The 19665-nt window shown below is 71.4% G+C and carries 20 protein-coding genes; 14 read left to right on the forward strand and 6 right to left on the reverse strand.

Going from position 1 to position 19665, the window contains the following annotated elements; all coding sequences use genetic code 11:
• The first annotated feature begins 240 nt into the window (after nt 1–240).
• Genes Dsi01nite_RS08680 through Dsi01nite_RS08730 form a run of 11 tightly spaced genes read left to right on the forward strand, consistent with a single transcriptional unit; the run spans nt 241 to nt 13296 of the window.
• The gene (locus Dsi01nite_RS08680; RefSeq protein WP_203845531.1) at nt 241–1281 is read left to right on the forward strand and encodes a LacI family DNA-binding transcriptional regulator; all 1041 of its coding nucleotides are present in this window, start codon (nt 241–243) and stop codon (nt 1279–1281) included.
• The gene (locus Dsi01nite_RS08685; protein ID WP_203845532.1) at nt 1278–2213 is read left to right on the forward strand and encodes a ribokinase; all 936 of its coding nucleotides are present in this window, start codon (nt 1278–1280) and stop codon (nt 2211–2213) included. Before Dsi01nite_RS08680 ends, Dsi01nite_RS08685 begins: the two co-directional genes overlap by 4 nt.
• The gene (rbsD, locus tag Dsi01nite_RS08690) at nt 2206–2583 is read left to right on the forward strand and encodes a D-ribose pyranase (RefSeq protein WP_203845533.1); all 378 of its coding nucleotides are present in this window, start codon (nt 2206–2208) and stop codon (nt 2581–2583) included. Before Dsi01nite_RS08685 ends, rbsD begins: the two co-directional genes overlap by 8 nt.
• Nucleotides 2583–4631 (forward strand): ADP-ribosylglycohydrolase family protein, encoded by a 2049-nt coding sequence (locus Dsi01nite_RS08695; protein ID WP_203845534.1) that lies wholly within the window; start codon nt 2583–2585, stop codon nt 4629–4631. The genes rbsD and Dsi01nite_RS08695 overlap by 1 nt, the downstream gene beginning before the upstream one ends.
• Nucleotides 4628–6028, forward strand: a complete 1401-nt coding sequence (locus tag Dsi01nite_RS08700; RefSeq protein ID WP_203845535.1) for an ABC transporter substrate-binding protein — start codon at nt 4628–4630, stop codon at nt 6026–6028. Before Dsi01nite_RS08695 ends, Dsi01nite_RS08700 begins: the two co-directional genes overlap by 4 nt.
• Complete coding sequence (locus Dsi01nite_RS08705; protein WP_203845536.1) at nt 6025–6921, forward strand: carbohydrate ABC transporter permease; 897 nt, start codon at nt 6025–6027, stop codon at nt 6919–6921. The genes Dsi01nite_RS08700 and Dsi01nite_RS08705 overlap by 4 nt, the downstream gene beginning before the upstream one ends.
• On the forward strand, nt 6918–7793 hold the full coding sequence (locus tag Dsi01nite_RS08710; protein WP_203845537.1) for a carbohydrate ABC transporter permease: 876 nt from the start codon (nt 6918–6920) through the stop codon (nt 7791–7793). Before Dsi01nite_RS08705 ends, Dsi01nite_RS08710 begins: the two co-directional genes overlap by 4 nt.
• Nucleotides 7790–9187, forward strand: coding sequence for a sulfatase family protein (locus Dsi01nite_RS08715; protein ID WP_203845538.1), 1398 nt, complete (start codon nt 7790–7792; stop codon nt 9185–9187). Before Dsi01nite_RS08710 ends, Dsi01nite_RS08715 begins: the two co-directional genes overlap by 4 nt.
• 23 nt (nt 9188–9210) lie before the next feature.
• A complete protein-coding gene (locus tag Dsi01nite_RS08720; RefSeq protein ID WP_203845539.1) occupies nt 9211–10842 on the forward strand; it encodes a glycoside hydrolase family protein in 1632 nt (543 codons plus the stop codon).
• On the forward strand, nt 10839–12335 hold the full coding sequence (locus Dsi01nite_RS08725) for a sulfatase family protein (protein ID WP_203845540.1): 1497 nt from the start codon (nt 10839–10841) through the stop codon (nt 12333–12335). The genes Dsi01nite_RS08720 and Dsi01nite_RS08725 overlap by 4 nt, the downstream gene beginning before the upstream one ends.
• 4 nt (nt 12336–12339) lie before the next feature.
• Complete coding sequence (locus Dsi01nite_RS08730; RefSeq protein WP_203845541.1) at nt 12340–13296, forward strand: formylglycine-generating enzyme family protein; 957 nt, start codon at nt 12340–12342, stop codon at nt 13294–13296.
• A 90-nt stretch (nt 13297–13386) separates the two neighbouring features.
• On the opposite strand, the gene Dsi01nite_RS08735 is transcribed toward Dsi01nite_RS08730, so the two are convergent.
• The 4 genes from Dsi01nite_RS08735 to Dsi01nite_RS08750 form a co-directional block, all read right to left on the reverse strand.
• Nucleotides 13387–13683: a hypothetical protein gene (locus Dsi01nite_RS08735; protein WP_203845542.1), complete on the reverse strand. Its 297-nt coding sequence runs from the start codon at nt 13681–13683 to the stop codon at nt 13387–13389.
• Nucleotides 13684–13824: 141 nt separating this feature from the next.
• Nucleotides 13825–15093, reverse strand: coding sequence for an MFS transporter (locus Dsi01nite_RS08740; RefSeq protein ID WP_239135781.1), 1269 nt, complete (start codon nt 15091–15093; stop codon nt 13825–13827).
• Nucleotides 15081–16460: an FAD-dependent oxidoreductase gene (locus Dsi01nite_RS08745; protein WP_203845543.1), complete on the reverse strand. Its 1380-nt coding sequence runs from the start codon at nt 16458–16460 to the stop codon at nt 15081–15083. Before Dsi01nite_RS08745 ends, Dsi01nite_RS08740 begins: the two co-directional genes overlap by 13 nt.
• A gap of 72 nt (nt 16461–16532) precedes the next feature.
• Nucleotides 16533–17039, reverse strand: a complete 507-nt coding sequence (locus Dsi01nite_RS08750) for a GNAT family N-acetyltransferase (protein WP_203845544.1) — start codon at nt 17037–17039, stop codon at nt 16533–16535.
• 112 nt (nt 17040–17151) lie between these two features.
• Here Dsi01nite_RS08750 and Dsi01nite_RS08755 point away from each other — a divergent pair, with 112 nt between their 5' ends.
• Genes Dsi01nite_RS08755 through Dsi01nite_RS08765 form a run of 3 tightly spaced genes read left to right on the forward strand, consistent with a single transcriptional unit; the run spans nt 17152 to nt 18438 of the window.
• Nucleotides 17152–17520 carry an ArsR/SmtB family transcription factor gene (locus Dsi01nite_RS08755; protein WP_203845545.1) on the forward strand — a complete coding sequence of 123 codons (369 nt, stop codon included), beginning with the start codon at nt 17152–17154 and terminating at the stop codon, nt 17518–17520.
• A gap of 16 nt (nt 17521–17536) precedes the next feature.
• Nucleotides 17537–17881, forward strand: a complete 345-nt coding sequence (locus tag Dsi01nite_RS08760) for a PadR family transcriptional regulator (RefSeq protein WP_203845546.1) — start codon at nt 17537–17539, stop codon at nt 17879–17881.
• On the forward strand, nt 17863–18438 hold the full coding sequence (locus Dsi01nite_RS08765; protein WP_203845547.1) for a hypothetical protein: 576 nt from the start codon (nt 17863–17865) through the stop codon (nt 18436–18438). The genes Dsi01nite_RS08760 and Dsi01nite_RS08765 overlap by 19 nt, the downstream gene beginning before the upstream one ends.
• Here the strand turns inward: Dsi01nite_RS08765 and Dsi01nite_RS08770 are convergent.
• Together Dsi01nite_RS08770 and Dsi01nite_RS08775 are read right to left on the reverse strand one after the other, a co-directional pair.
• Nucleotides 18428–18868 (reverse strand): arsenate reductase ArsC, encoded by a 441-nt coding sequence (locus Dsi01nite_RS08770; RefSeq protein ID WP_203845548.1) that lies wholly within the window; start codon nt 18866–18868, stop codon nt 18428–18430. The genes Dsi01nite_RS08765 and Dsi01nite_RS08770 overlap by 11 nt on opposite strands.
• Entirely contained in the window at nt 18865–19620 is a 756-nt protein-coding gene (locus Dsi01nite_RS08775) for an aquaporin (RefSeq protein WP_203845549.1), read from the reverse strand. The genes Dsi01nite_RS08770 and Dsi01nite_RS08775 overlap by 4 nt, the downstream gene beginning before the upstream one ends.
• Nucleotides 19621–19665 lie beyond the last annotated feature (45 nt).

The following is a 19665-nucleotide window of genomic DNA, read 5'->3' on the forward strand; positions in this document are numbered from 1 at the left end:
GGCGCGTGCCCGAGGACCGTAGCGAGCCGTGGCCCAGACGCAGCCCGACCCGGGCGGTGTGCCACCCGGGTCGGGCCGGGGTCTCCGCGTCGAGGCGACTGGATGTTGTCAAGTGATCACAGATCTCGTTTGGGTCACGGGCATTCAACACGTGTTGCGCAAGTTAACACGCCTGTCACATGATTGCCGTCACATCGGGCGCAACTCGTGTTGATGGAGGTCGGAGTGACGGTTCGGCGCATGGACGTGGCCCGTTTGGCGGGGACGTCGCCGGCGGTGGTGAGCTACGTCCTCAACAACGGGCCGCGGCCGGTCTCGACCGAGACGCGGGCGAAGGTGCTCGCGGCGATCGAACAGCTCGGCTACCGCCCCAACGGCATCGCGCGGTCGCTGCGGATGAGCCGCACGATGACGCTCGGCCTGGTCGTGCCGGACAACGCGAACCCCTACTTCGCCGAGCTGGCCCGGGCCGTGGAGGAGGAGTCCTTCGCGCAGGGGTACACGCTGCTCATCGGCAACGCGGCGGAGAGCGACGACCGGCAGACCAGCTACGTCCGCACGTTCCTGGCCCGGCAGGTCGACGGGCTGTTCATCGTCCCGGCGCACGGCCCGGCGGGGTTCCTGCCGGAGCTGCAGCGCTCGCAGACGCCGTGGGTCTCCCTCGACCGGCAGGTGCCGGGGGCCGCCGCTCCCGGGGTCCTGGTCGACAACCGCGGCGGCGCGTACGCCGCGACCCGGCACCTCATCGGGCACGGCCGCGGCCGGGTCGCCTGCATCGGCGGGCCCGAGGACGTGCTGCCGGCCCACGACCGGGTCAGCGGCTGGCGCGACGCGCTCGACGAGGAGGGCGTGAGCCGCCGCGACATGTCCGTCGTGCATTCCGAGTTCGGGCGGCGGGCCGGCTACCGGGCGGCCCGCGAGCTGCTCGCCCGGCCGGACCGGCCGGACGCGGTGTTCGTGGCCTCCGACGAGCAGGCAGTCGGCGTGCTCCGGGCGATCGGCGAGGCCGGGCTGCGCTGCCCGGACGACGTCGCGGTCGCCTCGTTCGACGGGATTCCCGGCGCCGCGTATTCCACGCCCGCACTCACCACCATGGCCCAGCCGTTCGCCGCGATCGGCCGGGCCGCCATGACACATCTGCTCGCCCAGCAGGCGGGGACGGCAGGCCCGACGGACGTGCTGCCGGTCGTGCTGGTCCGCCGCGGCTCGTGCGGGTGCGACGACCCGCCCGGCGGCGACGAAACCGCCGTGGCGGAGCCGAACGAAGGAGAACAAGCATGACCCGCGTTGTGGTGGTCGGCAGCGCCAACCTGGATCTCGGGGTGGCCGTGCCGCACCTGCCCGCACCCGGTGAGACGGTGCTCGGCGACGACGTCGCCGCCCGGCCCGGCGGGAAGGGGTCCAACCAGGCGGTCGCTGCGCGCCGGCTCGGTGTGGAGACCCGGTTCTTCGCCGCGATCGGCGACGACCGCTTCGGCGACGACGTCCGGGCCGCGCTCGCCGCGGAAGGCGTACCGCTGGACCACCTCACCACCGTCGAGGGCGTCGCGACCGGGGTGGCCCTCATCGTGGTCGACCCGGAGGGGGAGAACACCATCGTCGTGGCCCCCGGCGCGAACGCCCGGCTCGCCGACGGTGCCCTGGCGGGGCTGCCCGCCGCGCTGGACCAGGGCACGGTGCTCGTCCTGCAGCTGGAGATCCCGCCGGCCACCTGCCTCGCTGCCGCGCGGCACGGGCGGGCCGCGGGTGCCCGGGTGCTGCTCAACGCCGCGCCGCTGCCGGACCCGGTGCCGGCGGACATGACGGTCCTGCTCCGCGAGGTCGACGTGCTGGTCGTCAACGAGGGTGAGGCGCTCCGCCTGAGCGGGAGCACCGCGGACTGGCCGACGCTCGCCGCCGCGTTGCGCGGGCTCGGACCCGACGCCGTCGTCATCACCCTCGGCGCGCAGGGCGCGGTGCACGCCGACGCCACCGGCACCGCCACCCACCCGGCCTATCCGGTCGACGCCGTCGACACGACCGGCGCGGGCGACAGCTTCGTCGGCGCGCTCGCCGCCTCGCTCGCCGAGGGGCTGCCGCTCGCCGAGGCGGTCCGCCGGGGCTGCGCGGCCGGGGCTCTTGCCACGACCCGGATGGGCGCCCAGTCGGCGCTGCCGACCCGGCCCGAACTCGACAGCTTCCAGAACACCCATGAGGAGCTCAGCCATGCGTGACAGCGGCCTCTGGCACCCCCGGCTGGCCGCCCTGGTCGCCGGCATGGGCCACACCGACATCATCGTCGTCGCCGACGCCGGCCTGCCGGTCCCGCCCGGCGTCGAGGTCGTGCAGCTCGCCGTCACCCGCGGCGTCCCGGCCTTCCTGCCGGTGCTCGCCGCCATCGCGGCCGAGCTCGTCGTCGAGGAGGCCACCGTCGCCGACGAGCTGACCGACGAGGGCATCCGGGCCGGGCTGTCCGGCTTCCCGGTGCGGACCGTCCCGCACGAGGACTTCAAGGTCGCCACCAGGAAGGCCACGGCGATCGTCCGGACCGGCGAGGCGACCCCGTACGCCAATGTGATCCTGCGGGCGGGGGTGCCGTTCTGATGACCGGGTTCCCCAGCGACTACGAGGAGCGCGTCTACGCCGGCGTGCTCGGCAAGGTCATCGCCGTGTACCTCGGCCGCCCGTACGAGGGCTGGCGCTTCGACCGCATCCAGGCCGAGCTCGGCGACATCACCGGCTACGTCAACGACCGCACCGACGTCGCGCTCAAGCACCACCTCCTCGTGGTCACCGACGACGACATCAGCGGCACGTTCATGTTTCCGCGGGCGCTGCGCGACCACGGGATCGAGCCGACGTCGGCGCAGATCGGCGACACCTGGCTCAACGAGATCCTCGAAGGCCAGTCCGTGCTGTGGTGGGGCGGCATCGGCAACTCCACCGAGCACACCGCGTACCTCAACCTCAAGGACGGCATCGTCCCGCCGGACAGCGGGTCGATCGCCCGCAACGGCACGGTCGTCGCCGAGCAGGTCGGCGCGCAGATCTTCGTCGAGGGCTTTGCGATGACCCGGCCCGGCGACCCGGAGGCGGCCGCCGACCTGGTCGAGCGGGCGGCGCGAGTCAGCCACGACGGCGAGTCGATCCACGCGGCCCGGGTCGTCGCGGCGCTGGTCGCCGGCGCGTTCACCGAGCCGGACACCGACCGGCTGCTGGACACCGCGGCGGGTCTCATCCCGAAGGACAGCCTGATCCACCGGGTCATCGCCGACGTCCGCGAGTGGGTTGCCGCCGACGAGGACTGGAAGACCACCCGGGCCAGGATCGACGAGCGCTACGGCTACCACTGGTACGGCGGCAACTGCCACGTCGTGCCGAACCACGCCACCGTCATCCACGCGATCGCCCGCAGCCGCGGCGCGTTCGGCCCGGCGATGACGATCGTCAACACGTCCGGCTGGGACACCGATTCCAACGCCGGCTGCGTCGGCGCGGTCTGCGGGGTCCTGGGCGGCCTGGACACCATCGACGAATCGGGCAATGACTACCGCAGCCCGATCGCCGAGCGGATGTACCTGCCGAGCACCGACGGCGGATCGACGGTCACCGACGCCGCCCGGGAGGCCCTCGCCCTCGCCGTACACGGCCGCGCCTGGGCCGGGGAGCCGGCCCGCGACCTCGGGAAGGGTGCGAGGTTCCACTTCGCGCTGCCGGGCAGCGTGCAGGGCTTCACCGTCCTCGACGGCGAGGGGACCGTCCACAACACCGGCGGCCGCCTCGCGGTGCGGACGGCCGGATGCACCGTCGCGACGCCCACCTTCATCCCGCCCGAGGCCCGGGCCATGCCGATCTACGGCCTCATCGCGAGCCCCACGCTGTACAGCGGCCAGACGATCCACGCCCGGTTCACCACCACCGCGCCGGCCAAGCCCGTCGTCGGGGTCTACGCCGGCGAGGAAGCGACGATCCGCTGGATCGAAGGCCCGGCCGCGGACAGCGGCGTGAGCTGGACCGTGCCGGACACCGGCGGGCAGCCGATCGTCTACGTGGGCCTCCGCTGTGCCGGCGACATCGACATCGACATGCTCACCTGGGACGGCGCGCCGGACCTGACGCTGACCCGGCCGGAGGGCTCCACCACCGGCCTCGACTCGCCGCCGGACGCGATGTGGCGCCGCGCCTGGGTCAAGGCCACCGACCGCTGGGACCCGCACTGGCCTGAGCCGTTCCGCATCGTGCAGAACCGCGGCACCGGCCTGCTGATCCAGGGCGAACGCGGCTGGCGCGACTACACCGCCGAGGCCGACGTCACCCCGCACCTGGCGCAGGCCGCCGGGCTCGCCGTCCGGGTGCAGGGCCTCACCCGCTACTACGCCCTGCGCCTGGCCGGTCGCAGCCGGGCCGAGCTGGTCATGCATGACACGGTCCTCGCCGCCCGCGACTTCCCGTGGGAGTACGGCACCACCTACCGCCTCTCGGTCCGGGTCACCGGGACCCGGATCACCGCCGCGGTCGACGGCGACACCCTGTTCGGCCTGCACGACGACACCCTCACCTGCGGCGGCGTCGCCCTCCTGGTCACCCAGGGGCGCAGCGCCACCCACTCCGTTCACATCACCCCCGCCGAAATTGTTGAGGAGCCATCATGACCGCCTCGTTGAGCCGCCGCAGATTCCTGTCCGGGACCGGCATCGCCGCCCTCGGCCTGACCGCCCCGAGCCTGCTCGCCGCTTGCGGCGGGGGCAGCGGCGGGTCGGCCGGTGACGGCACCGGCAAGGTCGACCTGTGGCTGGACATCCAGGGCGACGCCAACCAGAAGTACTTCAACGACAAGGTCGCCGCCGCGTTCGAGCAGGCCAACCCGAAGATCGACCTGAACACCACCTTCTACAAGGGCGACGACCTGCGCCGCCTGGTGCAGACCGCGCTGCAGTCCCGCTCCGGCCCGGACATCGTGCGTGGGCCGAGCGCCACTCAGACGATCGCCTGGAGCAAGGCGCACGTGCTCGGCGACCTCACCCCGTACGCCAAGAAGTTCGGCTGGAAGGACAAGCTGTCCAGCTGGGCCGTGGACGCCTTCACCACCGACGGCAAGCTGTACGCGCTGCCGATGCGGGTCGACACGATGCTGCTGTACTTCAACAAGACCCTGTTCGAGAAGCAGGGCTGGAAGCAGCCGACCGACCGGGCCTCCCTGGAAGGGCTCGCCGCCGAGGCGATGGGCAAGGGCATCGTGCCGTTCGGCTCGTCCAACGTGGACTGGAAGGCCGCCGGCGAGTGGCTGATGACGGTGTTCTGGAACCACTTCTCCGGCCCCGACGCGCTGCGCCAGGCGCTCACCGGCGAGATCCAGTTCAGCGACCCGGTGTTCGTCGACGCGGTCGCGCTCGTGAAGAGCTGGTTCGACAAGGGCTGGATCGGTGGCGGCGTCGACAAGTACTTCGCCGTCCCGTCGCAGGAGATCGGCGCCAACTTCGGCAAGGGCACCGTCGCGATGATCCCGCAGGGCAACTGGTTCATGAATCAGGTCGGCCAGTACTTCGGCGCGAAGGCCAAGAACGAGAACGACTGGGACTGGATGCCGATGCCGGCGCTGCGGTCCGAGGTGAAGTACCCGCTGTTCGAGATGGGCATCGGCGGCTCCCTCGCGATCAACGAGGCGAGCAAGAACAAGGACGCCGCCGCCGAATACCTCAACTGGTACTACGGCGACAAGACCGCCGCGCTGCAGCGGATGGCCGAGGTGCCGACCACGTACAACATCCCGATCGACTTCGGTGACACCGACATCCCGCAGACGATCGACCCCCGCGCCGGCCGGGTGCTCACCTCGCTCAACAAGGCCGTGAGCACCGGCGACTACGGCTTCGTCACCTGGACCTGGTGGCCGCCGAAGACCGACGTGTTCATCTACGAGGGCCTCGAGCAGGTGCTGACCGGCAAGCTCACCCCCGCGGACTACTGCAAGCAGCTCGCGCAGCAGTTCAGCACCGAGAAGGCCGACGGCAACCTGCCGCAGCTGCCCGCCAAGGGACCCGCGAAATGAGTGTCACCGCCGCGCCGGCCAGCACAGGCGCGCGCCGCGCGCGGTGGCGCGCGGCGGTCGTCGGCTGGGCGTTCCTCGCGCCACTCCTGCTGCTCAACGCTCTCGTCGTGCTCGGGCCGTCGGTGGCCACCGTGTACTACTCGTTCACCGACTGGTCCGGGCTCGGCCCGGCGACCTTCATCGGCTTCGACAACTACGTCAAGGCGTTCGGCGACGCCAAGGTGCACGAGGCGCTGTGGCACAACCTCGTCTGGTTCGTGCTGTTCCTGAGCGTGCCGATGGCGATGGGCCTGCTCGGCGCCTACCTGCTGAGCCAGGTGAAGCGCGGCCAGATGCTGTTCCGGGCGCTGTACTTCATCCCGTACGTCATCGCCAGCGTCGTCAACGCGGCCGTCTGGAAGATGCTGCTGTCGCCGACCAGCGGCGTGCTCGCCCAGCTCGGCATCGACCAGTCCTGGCTCGGCGACACCCGCACGTCGCTGCTGTCGGTGAACTTCGTCGTCGACTGGCACTGGTGGGGCTTCCTCGCGGTGATCTTCCTGTCCGCGATGCAGGGCGTCGACCCGGAGCTCTACGACGCGGCGAAGATGGACGGCGCCAGCGCCTGGCAGCAGTACCGCAGCGTCACGCTGCCCGGCATCCGCCCGACCATGGTGTTCATCGTCCTGATGACGGTGATCTGGTCGCTGAAAGCGTTCGACTACATCTTCATCATGACCCAGGGCGGTCCGGCCGGGTCCAGCGAGGTCGTGTCGACGCTGATGTACAAGCAGGCGTTCAACGAGTACTCCGCCGGCTACGCCGCCGCGCTCGGCCTGTCCATGACCCTGGTGACCGCGGTGATCCTCGCGTTCTACCAGTGGATGCGCAAGAAGGGCTGGGAGGACGCATGAGTGCCGCGACGCTGGAGAAGCCGGTCACCGTACAAGACAAGAAGGCCCCTGCCCGCCGGAAGAAGACCAAGGCGCACTACTACCTGATCCTGATCGTCCTCGCGCTGTTCGCCGTCGGGCCGCTCGTCGCCGTGGTGTTCAACGCGTTCAAGAACAACGCCGAGATCGGCTCCAACCCCCTCGCGCCGCCGACGTCGTTCAGCCTCGAGAACTTCACCGAGGCGTGGACCCGTGGCGACTTCGCCACCACCATGCGCAACAGCCTCATCATCTGCCTGGGCTCGGTCGCCGGTACGTGCGTCATCGCCGGACTCGCCGCGTTCGCCCTGAGCCAGCTGAAAGTGCCGGGCGGCGGGGCGGTCGTCGCCTACCTGTTCCTCGGCAGCGCACTGCCCGTGCAGCTGTTCCTCGTGCCGCTGTTCTTCCTGTGGACCCAGCTGCACCTCACCGACAACCTGTTCGGCCTGATCCTCATCTACTGGGCCACCGACGCGCCGTTCGCCACGCTGCTGCTGCGCTCGTTCCTGCTGAAGATCCCGAAGGACTTCACCGAGGCGGCCCGCCTCGACGGCGCCTCCAGCTTCCAGATCGCCTGGAAGGTCGTCCTGCCCCTCGCGTGGCCCGGCTTCCTGACCGTCGCGCTCATCGTCGCGCTCTGGTCGTGGAACGAGTTCTTCTGGGCGATCACCTTCATCCACACCCCCGAACTGCGGCCCGTGTCGACGAGCTTCCTGGCCTTCCAGGACCAGTACTCGACCGACTGGGGCCTGACCAGCGCCGCGGCCATCTTCATGCTCGGCCCCGTCCTGCTCCTGTTCCTCGTGCTGCAGCGCAAGTTCGTGAGCGGCCTGACCTCCGGAGGCGTCAAGTGACCCGCCCGAACATCGTCCTCATCATCGCCGACCAGCTGCGCCGCCAGGCCCTCGGCTGCTACGGCGACCCCAACGTGGCCACCCCGAACATCGACGCGCTCGCCGCCGCCGGCACTCGCTTCGACGCCGCCTCCTCCACCTACCCGGTCTGCGTGCCCTACAGGTTCACGCTGATGACCGGCGAATACGCGCACACCCGCTTCATCCCGTCGATCGAGTGGCGGATGTCGCCGGCCGAGCGGACCCTCGCCGACGAGCTCAACGACGCCGGCTACGCCACCGCACTGTTCGGCAAGTGGCACCTGTACGGCAACTTCGGCCACTACCCGGGCCACAACGTGGTCAAGGCGTCCCGCACCCCGGTCCCGCGCCCGTTCCAGGGCCGCTTCCAGCGCTTCGCGGGCTTCGACATCTGCAACGACCCGTGGGACACCTACTACTGGAACGAGGCCGACCCGACCCCGCACCGCATCGACGGCTTCCAGACCGACGGCCTCTTCGACCTCGCCATCGAGCACCTCGACGCGGTCGACGGCCCCTTCGCCACGGTCCTGTCGGTCGAGCCGCCGCACCCGATCTTCACCGCGCCCGAGCAGTACCTGGAACGGTGGCGGGACAAGGAGATCGTGCTGCGCGACAACGTCGAGCTCGGCAAGGAGTACAACAAGCGCGGCCCGCACGGGCAGGACCTCATCGACGACCTCCGCGTCTACTACGCGATGATCGAGAACCTCGACGACAACATCGGCCGCCTCGTCGCCGCGCTCCGCGAACGCGGGCAGCTGGACAACACGGTCATCGCGCTGACCGCCGACCACGGCGAGCTGCTCGGCTCACACGGTCTCCTGGCCAAACAGCGGCCGTGGGAGGAGTCGATCGGCATCCCGCTCATCGTCTCCGGTGGCCCCGCGACCGCCTCGGCCGTCGCCGACCCGGTCTGCACCGAGGACCTCTTCCCGACCCTGCTCGGCCTGGCCGGGATCACCCCCGCCGGCCCGAAGCCCGGGCTCGACCTCAGCCCGATCGTCCGCGGCGAGAGCACCACCACTGGCCGTGAGGGCGTCCTGCTGGAGTTCGTCGCGGAGATGCGGCCCGGGCTGCCCTTCCACGACGAGACCTGGCGCGGGCTGCGCACCGCCCGGTTCAAGTACACCGTGCTCGGCGACGCGCACGGCGGCCGGCCGTGGCAGTTCTTCGACCTCGAAACCGACCCCTACGAACAGCGCAACCTCGTCGACGACCCCGCCCACGCGGACGAGGTCGCCCGCCACCACGCCCTGCTGCGGGACAGGCTCGACGAGACGCATGACCACTACGTGCTCGCACCCGCCTTCGGGCAGCCGGGCCTGCACGAGTGGGACCCGGAAGCGAAGTTCCAACGCAGATTCGGATGACAACTGCAGAAAGTGGGTCCGCCATGCCCCTTCGGTCTGTCTATCTCATCGTCGCGGCTCTGGTACTGGCACTGCTGCCCTCGACCGCGGCGCACGCGAACGGCGCGCCATACACCGGCAAGCAGTACGACTACGGCGGCGCGATCACCCAGATCAGCGGCAGCGTCCAGACCGTCGACGACGTCGCGGACAGCATCAAGACCTCGACCGCCGCGACCGTCAACCAGATCGCCGCGCAGCGGGCCACGCTGCCCTACGGCGACATCTACCCCGCCGCCGGCACCCCCGCCCAGCTGACCACCTACCCCGGGCCGCCCGCGATGGCCGCGTCCAACCAGTACTCGGCGACCGTCCAGCAGTCCGGCGGCCAGATCTCCTCCTACGTCTACAAGATCCTGGCCCGCAAGACCGACACCAACCGCGAGCTGGACACGTCGTGGACGTCGTTCTCGTTCGCGGGCTCCGTGACGGTCCGGGTCACCCGCAACGCGCCCGGCGCCACCGGGTGCCTCGTGCGGCCCTACTCGGCCAACGTGGTGACCAGCTTCAGCGGCAGCACCTGCACGTTCACCCTCACCGAGCCGGGCAACCTGTCGGTGGAGTTCCTGCCCGACATCCACAACCCGATCCTGCACCCGATGCTGGTCTTCGCCAACCCGCCGGAGGTCGACGTGCCCTCGGCGAGCGACCCGAACGTGCGCTACTTCGCGCCCGGCATCCACAACGTCGGCGCCGGCCAGCCCATCACCTCCGGGCAGACGATCTACCTCGCCGGCGGCGCGTTCGTCTCCGGCGCGTTCATCGCCACTGGGCCCGTCTCCAACGTCACCATCAAGGGCCGCGGGGTCATGTCGGGGCTGTTCATGGACACCGGGAACCAGGACCTCAACAAGGACCAGCCCGGCATGATCGACATCGCCGACCAGGGCTCGACGAACCTCCTCGTGGAGGGCATCACGTTCGTCGACGCGCCACGCTTCAACGTGCGGGCGCTCGCCCAGTACACCACCATCCACAACGTCAAGACGATGTCCTGGTGGTACAGCACCGACGGGATGGTCGGCGGCAACAAGAGCCTCCTGGAGAACAACTTCGTCAAGTCCAACGACGACTCGATCAAGCTCTTCTGGGGCGACACGACCGCCCGCGGCAACACCATCTGGCAGCTGGAGAACGGCGCCCCGTTCATGATCAGCTGGAACATCCACGTGAACCCGCAGACGTTCAACGTCTACGACAACGACGTGATCCACGCCGAGCACTACCAGATCGAGAAGTCCGGCATCTTCCGCGCGCTGCACGCCGGCAGCGGCACCCTGTCGCGGTACCTCTTCGACGACATCCGCGTCGAGAACGCCACCTGGCGGCTGTTCTACCTCGCCATCGAGGACAACAAGTGGTACGACCCGGCCCTCGGCCACGGTGAGATCGAACAGGTGATCTTCCGCAACATCTACGCGCACACCACGTACACGAAGCCCAACCTGGTGCAGGGGTACGACGCCAACCACAAGCTGCGCAACATCAACTTCCAGAACGTGTACGCCAACGGCGTCTGCTTCAACAACGTCCAGGCCGGCAACTTCACCGTCGACCCGGTGACCACCAACGCCATCCGCATCTACCGCAGCACCGACGGGAGTTGCCGCACATGAGCAAACCCAACATCGTGGTCGTCCTCGCCGACGACATGGGCTGGGGGGACCTGGGCTGCTACGGCTCGAAGATCCCCACCCCGCACATCGACGCGCTCGCTGCCCGCGGGGTCCGCGCCACCGACGCGCACGCCGCCTCGGCGGTCTGCACCCCCAGCCGGTACGCGCTGATGACCGGCCGGTACGCCTGGCGCGGCCCGCTGAAGAACTTCGTCCTCATGGGGCACGGCCCGGCGCTCATCGAGCCGGACCGCCCGACCCTCGCCACGGTGCTGCGCGACGCCGGCTACGCCACCGGCGCGTTCGGCAAGTGGCACCTCGGGCTCGGCTGGCGGCACCAGGACGGCACCGTCCGCGACGCGTTCGCCCCCGGCGCCCGGCTGCACGACGACGTCGAGACCGACTTCGGCCGCGACATCGACTACACCGCCGCCGTCACCGGCGGGCCGACCGCGCTGGGCTTCGACCGCTTCTTCGGCATCGCCGGGTCGCTGGACATGCCGCCGTACACCTTCATCGACCAGGACCGCACGCTCGGCATTCCGGACCGGGAGAAGGAGGTCTACCTCACCGAGCAGCGCCCCGGCCTGCAGGTCGAGGGATTCCGGGAGGACGAGATCGACGTGCGGTTCGCCGCCGAGGCGGTCGCCTGGATCCGCACGGTGCCCACCAACCAGCCGTTCCTGTGCTACGTCGCGCCCTCGGCCCCGCACCGGCCCAACGTGCCGCACGAGGGCCTGCGCGGCCGGTCCGGGCTCGGCGACCGCGCCGACGGCGTCTGCCTGGTCGACGACATGGTCGGGCAGGTGGTCGCCGCCATCGACGAGCGTGGACAGCGCGACAATACGCTGGTGATCGTCACCAGCGACAACGGTGCGCCGCTCATCTTCACCGACGACGGCGACGTGACCGTGCACAAGCCCAACGGCGACTGGCGCGGCCAGAAGGGCGACCTGTGGGACGGCGGGCACCGTGAGCCGTTCGTCGCCGCCTGGCCGGGCCACCTGCCCGAGGGCACGGTCTTCGACGCGCCGGTGTGCCTCACCGACGTGCTGCCGACCGCCGCCGCGGCGGCCGGTGTCCCGCTGCCCGGCGGCGCCGCCGAGGACGGCCTCGACCTGCTCGGCGCGCTCGCCGGGACGGCCGAGCCGCCGCCGGCGAACCGGCCGATCGTGCACCACAGCCTCGGCGGGCGGTTCGCGCTGCGCGCCGGGCGGTGGAAGGCGGTGTTCGCGCCCGGGTCCGGCGGCGGCTTCTCCGAGCCGTCGATCTCCAACCTGTTCGCGTCCGGGTCGGGCAAGGCGCACGCCAACCCGCCGTGGGACGCGTCGCATCCCGACGGGCAGCTCTACGACGTGTCCGTCGACCCGGGAGAGACCATGAACCTGTGGGACGCCTCGCCCAACGTGGTTTCGTCGTTGTACCAGCAGCTGCGGACGATCTGCCGGGACGAGGACAGCGGCCTGCCGTTCGACGTTTCTCTGAAAGGCTGAACCCATGACGTCCGCGTGTTGCTCCCCATCCGGTGGTGGTCGTTCGTCCGAGGCGCCGGCGCTGCCCGTGCGGGTCGTCGACCCGCGCGAGGCGGCCCGCGGCACGGTGCTCGTCCAGGCCGGGCCGTTCCGGATGGGCAGCGACGACCCGGACGTCTTCCCGGACGACGGCGAGGGACCCGTGCGTGAGGTGTCCCTCGCCGCCTTCCGGATCGACCCGAAGGCCGTGACCAACGCGCAGTTCGCCACGTTCGTCAAGGCCACCGGCTATCTCACCGACGCGGAACGCTTCAACTGGTCGTTCGTGTTCCACCTGTTCGTCCAGGGCGAGGCGGCCCGCCGGGTGCTGCGCGGCACGGTGCCCGGCGCGCCGTGGTGGCTGCCGGTGGAGGGCGCGTCCTGGCGGGCCCCCGAGGGCCCCGGCTCCGACGTCGCGAAGCGGGCCAACCACCCGGTCGTGCACGTGTCGTGGAACGACGCGACCGCCTACGCGACCTGGGCCGGCAAGCGGCTGCCGACCGAGGCGGAATGGGAGAAGGCCGCCCGCGGCGGCCTGGACCAGGCCAGGTTCCCGTGGGGCGACGACTTCACCCCGCGCGGGCAGCACCGGTGCAACACCTGGCAGGGAGAGTTCCCGCACACGAACACCGGCGCCGACGGCTACCTCGGCACCGCGCCGGTGACCGCGTTCCGGCCCAACGGCCTCGGCCTGTACAACACCAGCGGCAACGTCTGGGAATGGTGCGCCGACTGGTTCAGCCCCGACTGGCACGCCACCGAAGGCCCGCTCACCCGCACCGACCCGCAGGGCCCGCCAACCGGCACGAACCGGGTGATGCGCGGCGGGTCCTACCTGTGCCACGAGTCCTACTGCAACAGGTACCGAGTCTCGGCCCGCACCTCCTCCACCCCCGACAGCACCACGGGCCACGCCGGCTTCCGCTGCGCCACCGACGCCTAGGCGTCCGTCTCGTCCGGCCAGCCCCAGTACCTGACCAGGGTGCGTATGGGAGGTGACGAAGCCGCTGCTTAGGAAGCGGGCGGCGTGGGCTTACCAGCTCGGCGGGATCGATGGTGTCGCACCGTGAGCCGTTGCCGCGGCCCGCCACCGCCGGACGATCACCTCGCGGGTGCGGCGGGTCTCGACGTCGAGGCGAGCCGGTCTGCGGTACGACGAGCTCGGATGCACCGGCTGCGTGGCGCCGCCGGCCTGGACGAACGCGCTGAGAAAACGGCGGTCGAGCACCGGCCACCGCCAGGGCTTCCGCTTATCGATCTTGCCGATGAGCCGATCGGCGGACCTCTCGGGATCGAACTGGTGCGGCTGTGGAGTAGGGGTCTTCGGCATGGGGCGGTCCTTTCGGCAGGGGCGCGTCCGGCCCGGGATTCGCGCTGTTCCCTTCCTTATCGGACGGAAGCCGCGCGAACTGTCGAACGACCGCGGTTCAGCGGTGGTGGCGGCGGTTGTGGTCGTGCTGGCGCTGTTGGGCTATGGCTTGTTGGTGTACGCACTGTCAGGGTTCGTGGCGTCGACCGTGGCGCGGGCGGTGGTGGCGTGTGGCGGGGCCGACGTGGCGCGGGCGAGGATGCCGGCCACGGCGATGAGGCTGCACGCGCCGATCGCGCACAGCACCGGCGTGTAGCCGCCGGCGCTGGTGTACAGGGCGGCGGCGGCAAGCGGTGCGCCCGCCTTGGCGAGGGTGACGGGCGCGGCGAGGGTGCCGGCGATGCTGGCATAGGCGGTGGTGCCGTAGCGGTCGGCGAGCAGCGCCGGGGTGGCGAGGCTGGCGACGCCGAACCCGATGCCGAACCCGGTGACGGCAACGACCGCGCCCGCCCGTGTGCCGCCGGCGAAGGGCAGGCTCAGCGCGGCGGCGGCCTGCACGGTGAAGACGACCGCGACGACGCGGTGCAGCCGGACGCGACGCTGGGCGCCGGTCAGGATGAGCCGCCCGGTCACGGACAGCACACCGAGGAGCCCGGCGACGGTGGCGGCGAAGGTGGCCGGATGCCCGGCCTGGACGAGGAACCCGACGAGGTGGACGGTCATGGCGCTCATCGCGGCGCCGTGCGCGACGAACGCGACCGCGAGGCACCAGAACCTGCCGTCGCGGATCGCCGTGCTGCGGTCGGCGACGTGGGACTGTCTGGTGGACGGGGTGGGTGGACGGCGCACGACGAGGGCGTGCAGGGGCACGGCGACGGTGGCGTACACGGCCGCGAGGACGAGCAGGGTGCCGCGCCAGCCGTGCCGGTGTTCGAGGAGACCGGTGAGCGGCATGAAGATGGTGCTGGCGAACCCGGCAACGACGATCATCGTCAGCAGCGCCTTCGACCGGCGGGCCGGGTCGAACCACGACACGATGACCGCCGTGGCCGGCTCGTACAGTGCCGCGCCCATCGCCAGTCCGAGCCCGACGAACACGGCGTACAGCTGCCAAACGGTGCGGACCTGGGAGCCGGCGGCGAGCAGCGCGGCGCCGGACGCCGATCCGGTCGTCATGAGCGCACGTCCGCCGTGCCGGTCCAGCCAACGTCCGGCCGGCACCGCGACCGCCGCCGAGGCGAGCAGGGCGGTGGTGATGGCGCCGGTGACCGCGGTCGTCGTGGTGTGCAGGTCGGCGGCGATCGGGTGGAGCAGGACGGCGAACGTGTAGTAGAGGCAGCCGTAGCCGGCGGTCTGCGTGACCGCGAACGCGGCGACGATCCGCCAGCCGGCTCGCGCGTCAGGAGCCGCCGGCGGCATCAGCTGCAGCAACCGCCGCTCTGCTCACCCGTGGCGGACGGCGTCGCCGACACGAGCGTCAGCGGCGTGGACAGCAGCCCACCGGCGAGCCCGCGTCCCGTTTCGGACGGTGTACCGCAACAGGCAGTGCCGCCCGTCTCCGCTTCGACGACCGGGTTGCTGTTGCAGACCCCGGTCTCCGGCAGGTCCAGCTGGACGTCGCGGGCCGCCGCCCAGTCCCCGGCCAGGGCGGCAACGACGGAGCGGGCCTGCTCGTAGCCGGTGGCCAGGAGGAACGTCGGGGCGCGGCCGTAGCTCTTCATGCCGATGGCGTAGAACCCGGTCTCCGGGTGGGCGAGCTCGTCGACGCCGTGCGGCGGGACCGTGCCGCAGGAGTGCTGGTTCGGGTCGATGAGCGGGGCGAGCGCCCGGGTCGAGCCGAGGATCGGGTCGAGATCCAGGCGCAGCTCGGACACGAAGCCGTGGTCGGGACGGAACCCGGTCGCGGCGACGATCCGGTCGACCACCACGGCGCGCACGCCGTCGGAGACCTCGACCCCGCCTTCGGGCCGGACGGTGAGCGTCCGCGCGGAGAACCCGGTGATGAGCCGGATCCGGCCGGCGTCGACGTGCTCGCGCAGCCGGGTGCCGATCGCGCCGCGGGCCGGCAGTGCGTCGGCGGTCTCGCCGCCGTAGGTCCGGACCGGGGTTGCCGCCCGGATCGCCCAGATGACCTCGGCGCCGGGGACCTGCGTGGCGAGGTCGGCCAGGACGAGCAGCGTGTTGGCGGCGGAGTGCCCGGCGCCCACGACCAGGGTGCGCTTTCCCGCGAACCGGTCCCGGTCCGCACCGAGGACGTCGGGCAGGGCGGGCTCGACGAACGCGGCGGCCTCGGCCTCCCCGTGGGCGGGAATGCCGGACGCGCCGAGCACGTTGGGCGCGGACCACGTGCCCGACGCGTCGATGACGGCCTGCGCGAGGACGTCGGTGCCGTCGGCCAGCCGGACCAGGAACGGCACCTGGTCACGCCCGGCGGTCCGCAGCCGGTCGAGGCCGAGCCGGGTCACGGCCACGACCCGCGACCCGTAGCGCACGTGCGGCTTCAGCGCGGGCAGGTCGGCCAGGGGCTGCAGGTAGTCGGCGGCGAGCTCACCGCCGGTCGGCGGGCGCTCCGGGGAGGGCTCGACCCAGCCGGCGTCCGCGAGCAGGCGACGGGATGCGGCGTCGACGGTGTACCGCCACGGCGAGAACAACCGCACGTGCGCCCATTGCCGGACCGCCGCGGCCGGGCCGTCACCGGCCTCCAGGACGGCGAACGGCAGACCGCGCTCGTGCAGGTGGGCGGCGGCGGCCAGGCCGACCGGGCCGGCACCGATGACGACGACAGGCAAAGTGCTCATCAGATGGTTCCTTGTCTCGACAGAATTCGAAATATTTGGGCGGACTGTGCCCAGCTGGCACGACGGGCTGGTTCAGGAGACGTGCGGGCTGCGGCGTTCGACGAGGACGACGTCACGCCAGCGGTTGCCCTGAACGGCGTGGCGGCCGACGCGTTCGCGGACGCCGACCTCACGGAAGCCGGCGGCGCGGTGCAGGGCGCGGCTGGCGGCGTTCTCCGGAAAGACGCCGGACTGAATGGTCCAGATCCCGGCCGTCTCGGTCGAGGCGATCAGCGCGTCGAGCAGCGCCCGGCCGGCCCCGCGACCCTGCGCGGCCGGGTCGACGTAGACGGAGTGTTCGACGACTCCGGCGTACACCTGCCGCGCCGAGACCGCGGAGACGGCGACCCAGCCGAGGACGGTGCCGCCGGGGTCCACGGCGACGTGCCGGTGCTCCGGCAGTCTGCCCGCGTCGAACACCGCCCAGGTGGGGGCGGTCACCTCGAAGCTGGCGTTGCCGTCGTCCAGGCCCGCCTGGTAGATCGCCAGGACCGCCGCGCTGTCGTCGGTGGTCATCGGCCGGATCACGACGCCGCTCATGAGCAGCCGCCGTTGGTCATGGTGCGCTCCTGAAGTCATACGGTTCGGGACTGCCTTGACGTCTGCCGAATCAACATTTGCACGCTGATTTGAGATCTGTCAACCTAGAGACATGTCGAAACAAGCGGTGGCGCTCACGCTCACCGACCTCAACGCGGACACCCCGTGCTGCCCGCCGATCGCGCAGCGCCGCATCCCCGCGGAGAGTGCCGCCGTGCTCGCGCCGGCGTTCAAGGCCCTCGGCGACCCCGTGCGGCTGCAGCTGATGTCGATGATCGCGTCGGCGCCCGATGGGGAGATCTGCGTCTGCGATCTGACGCCGGCGTTCGAGCTGTCCGGACCGACGATCTCGCATCACCTGAAGACCCTGCGCGATGCGGGTCTGGTCGACTCCGACCGGCGCGGCACCTGGGTCTACTACCGGGCCCGGCCCACCATCATGCGCCAGCTCGCGGCACTGCTCACGGTGGAGGCGACGTAGAGTAGGATAACTACCTATGAAGGCTGAGGCGCAGGCACTCAAGGGGCACCTCGATGTGCTGCTGCTGGCCGCCCTCGAACCCGGCCCGCGGCACGGGTATGCGGTCAAGGAGGCCCTCCGCGAGGGCAGCGGCGGCCGGTTCGACCTGCCCACCGGCACGGTCTACCCCGCGCTGCACCGCCTGGAGGCCGCCGGCCTGATCAGCGGCACCTGGTCACACACCGACGGACGCCGGCGCCGCACCTACGAGCTCACCGAGGCCGGCCAGCGGAAACTCGCCGGCGACCGGGTCAACTGGCACGAGTTCGCCGCCGCCGTCACCACCCTGCTGGACAGGCAGCCGTGGCCGGCCACCGGCTGATCGACGCCGCCGTCACCGACCTCGCCCGGCACCTGCCCGCCGACGCGGTCGACGAGCTCGCCGACGGCCTGACCGAGACCTACCTGCAGCACCTCTCAACGGGCCTGGACCCCGACGCCGCGGCCCGCGCCGCCATCGCCGAGTTCGGCGAACCGCACGTGGTCATCGCGGCATTCGTGCGCCAGTCACCCGGCCGGCGCGCCGCGCAGGCACTGGTCGCCTCGGGACCCGCGGTCGGCGGCTGCTGGGCGGTGGCAATGGTCACCGGCCACGCCTGGAACTGGCCCGTGCCGGCACCCGTCCGGCTGGCGCTCGGCCTCGGCTTCCTGGCCGTCGTCAGCGCACTGGCGCTCGCCGCCACCGCGCGTCACAGCTACCGCCGCACCAGGATCACCGGTGCCGCCGGTCTCGGCCTCATGACCCTCGACGCCGTCGTCGTCGTGGGGGCCGCCCTGCTGTCGCTGACGGTCACCTGGCCGCTCGCCATCGCCACGGCCGCCAGCCTCACCCGCCTGATCCTGACCGCTCGGGTCGTGCCCCGCCTCCTCACCGGCTGACCCGCTCCCAACTGGTGGCGGTGCGGGTCTTGACGGGCAGTTCGGTGAGCAGCTGCTCGACCCGCACTTTGATGGCGTCGCGGATCGGGCGGACGGCGTCGATGCCCTGCCCGGCGGGGTCGTCGAACTTCCAGTCCAGGTAGCGCTTGCCGGGGAACACTGGGCAGACGTCGCCGCAGCCCATCGTGATCAGTACGTCGGACGCCTCGGCGGTCTCGTAGTCGAGCTTGCGTGGGGTGTTGGCGGTGATGTCGATGCCGACCTCACGCATCGCCTCGACCGCGACCGGGTTGATCTGCGACGCGGGCTCGCTGCCGGCGGAGCGGACCTCGACGGTGTCGCCGGCGAGGTGCCGGAGCCAACCGGCGGCCATCTGGGAACGGCCGGCGTTGTGGACGCAGACGAACAGGACGCTGGGCTTGTCGCTCATGATGATTCGGTTCCTCCGAGCTGGTCGGCTGTCAGGACGTGGCCGGCGACGACCTGGTCGGCGGCGGGGCCGGCCTCCGGGTACAGCGCAAGGAGCAGCCCGGCCCCGACCACGAGCCCGGCAAGCTGGGCGGCGACGAAGCCCGGCACCGACGCGGGTGCGATGCCGGCGAACGTGTCGGTGAACGCCCGGCCGACGGTGACGGCCGGGTTGGCGAAGCTGGTGGAGGACGTGAACCAGTACGCGGCGCCGATGTACGCACCGACGGCCGCGGGCGCGACCGGCGACCGGCCGGAGCGGGCCAGGGCGAAGATGAGCAGGATCAGCCCTGCGGTGGCGACGACCTCACCCAGCCACAGGTGACCGGCCGAGCGGTCCTTGCCGGAGAAGCCCACGGCCCGCAGGTCGAACATCAGGTTCGCCAGGACGGACCCGGTGATCGCGCCCGCGGTCTGCGCCGCCACGTAGCCGCCGAGGTCCCGCGCGCTCAGCCCGCTGCCGGTCCGGCGGCCGAGGAACCAGTCCGCGGCGGACACCACCGGGTTGAGATGCGCGCCGGAGACCGGGCCGAAGGTCAGGATCAGCGCGCCGAGCGCGAACGCCGTCGCCACCGAGTTCTCCAGCAACTGCAGCCCGACATCGTCCGGCGACAGCGTGGTGGCCATGACCCCGGAGCCGACGACGGCGGTGACGAGCAGCGCGGTGCCGACGAACTCGGCGAGGAACCGTCGCCACGGTGCCGGGTGGGTCATCGAGCACGTGCTCCTGGCGCTGCTCGTCGCTACGGCGGGAGCGGC

It is taken from the genome of Dactylosporangium siamense (assembly GCF_016862795.1).
GTDB classification, from domain to species: Bacteria; Actinomycetota; Actinomycetes; order Mycobacteriales; family Micromonosporaceae; genus Dactylosporangium; species Dactylosporangium siamense.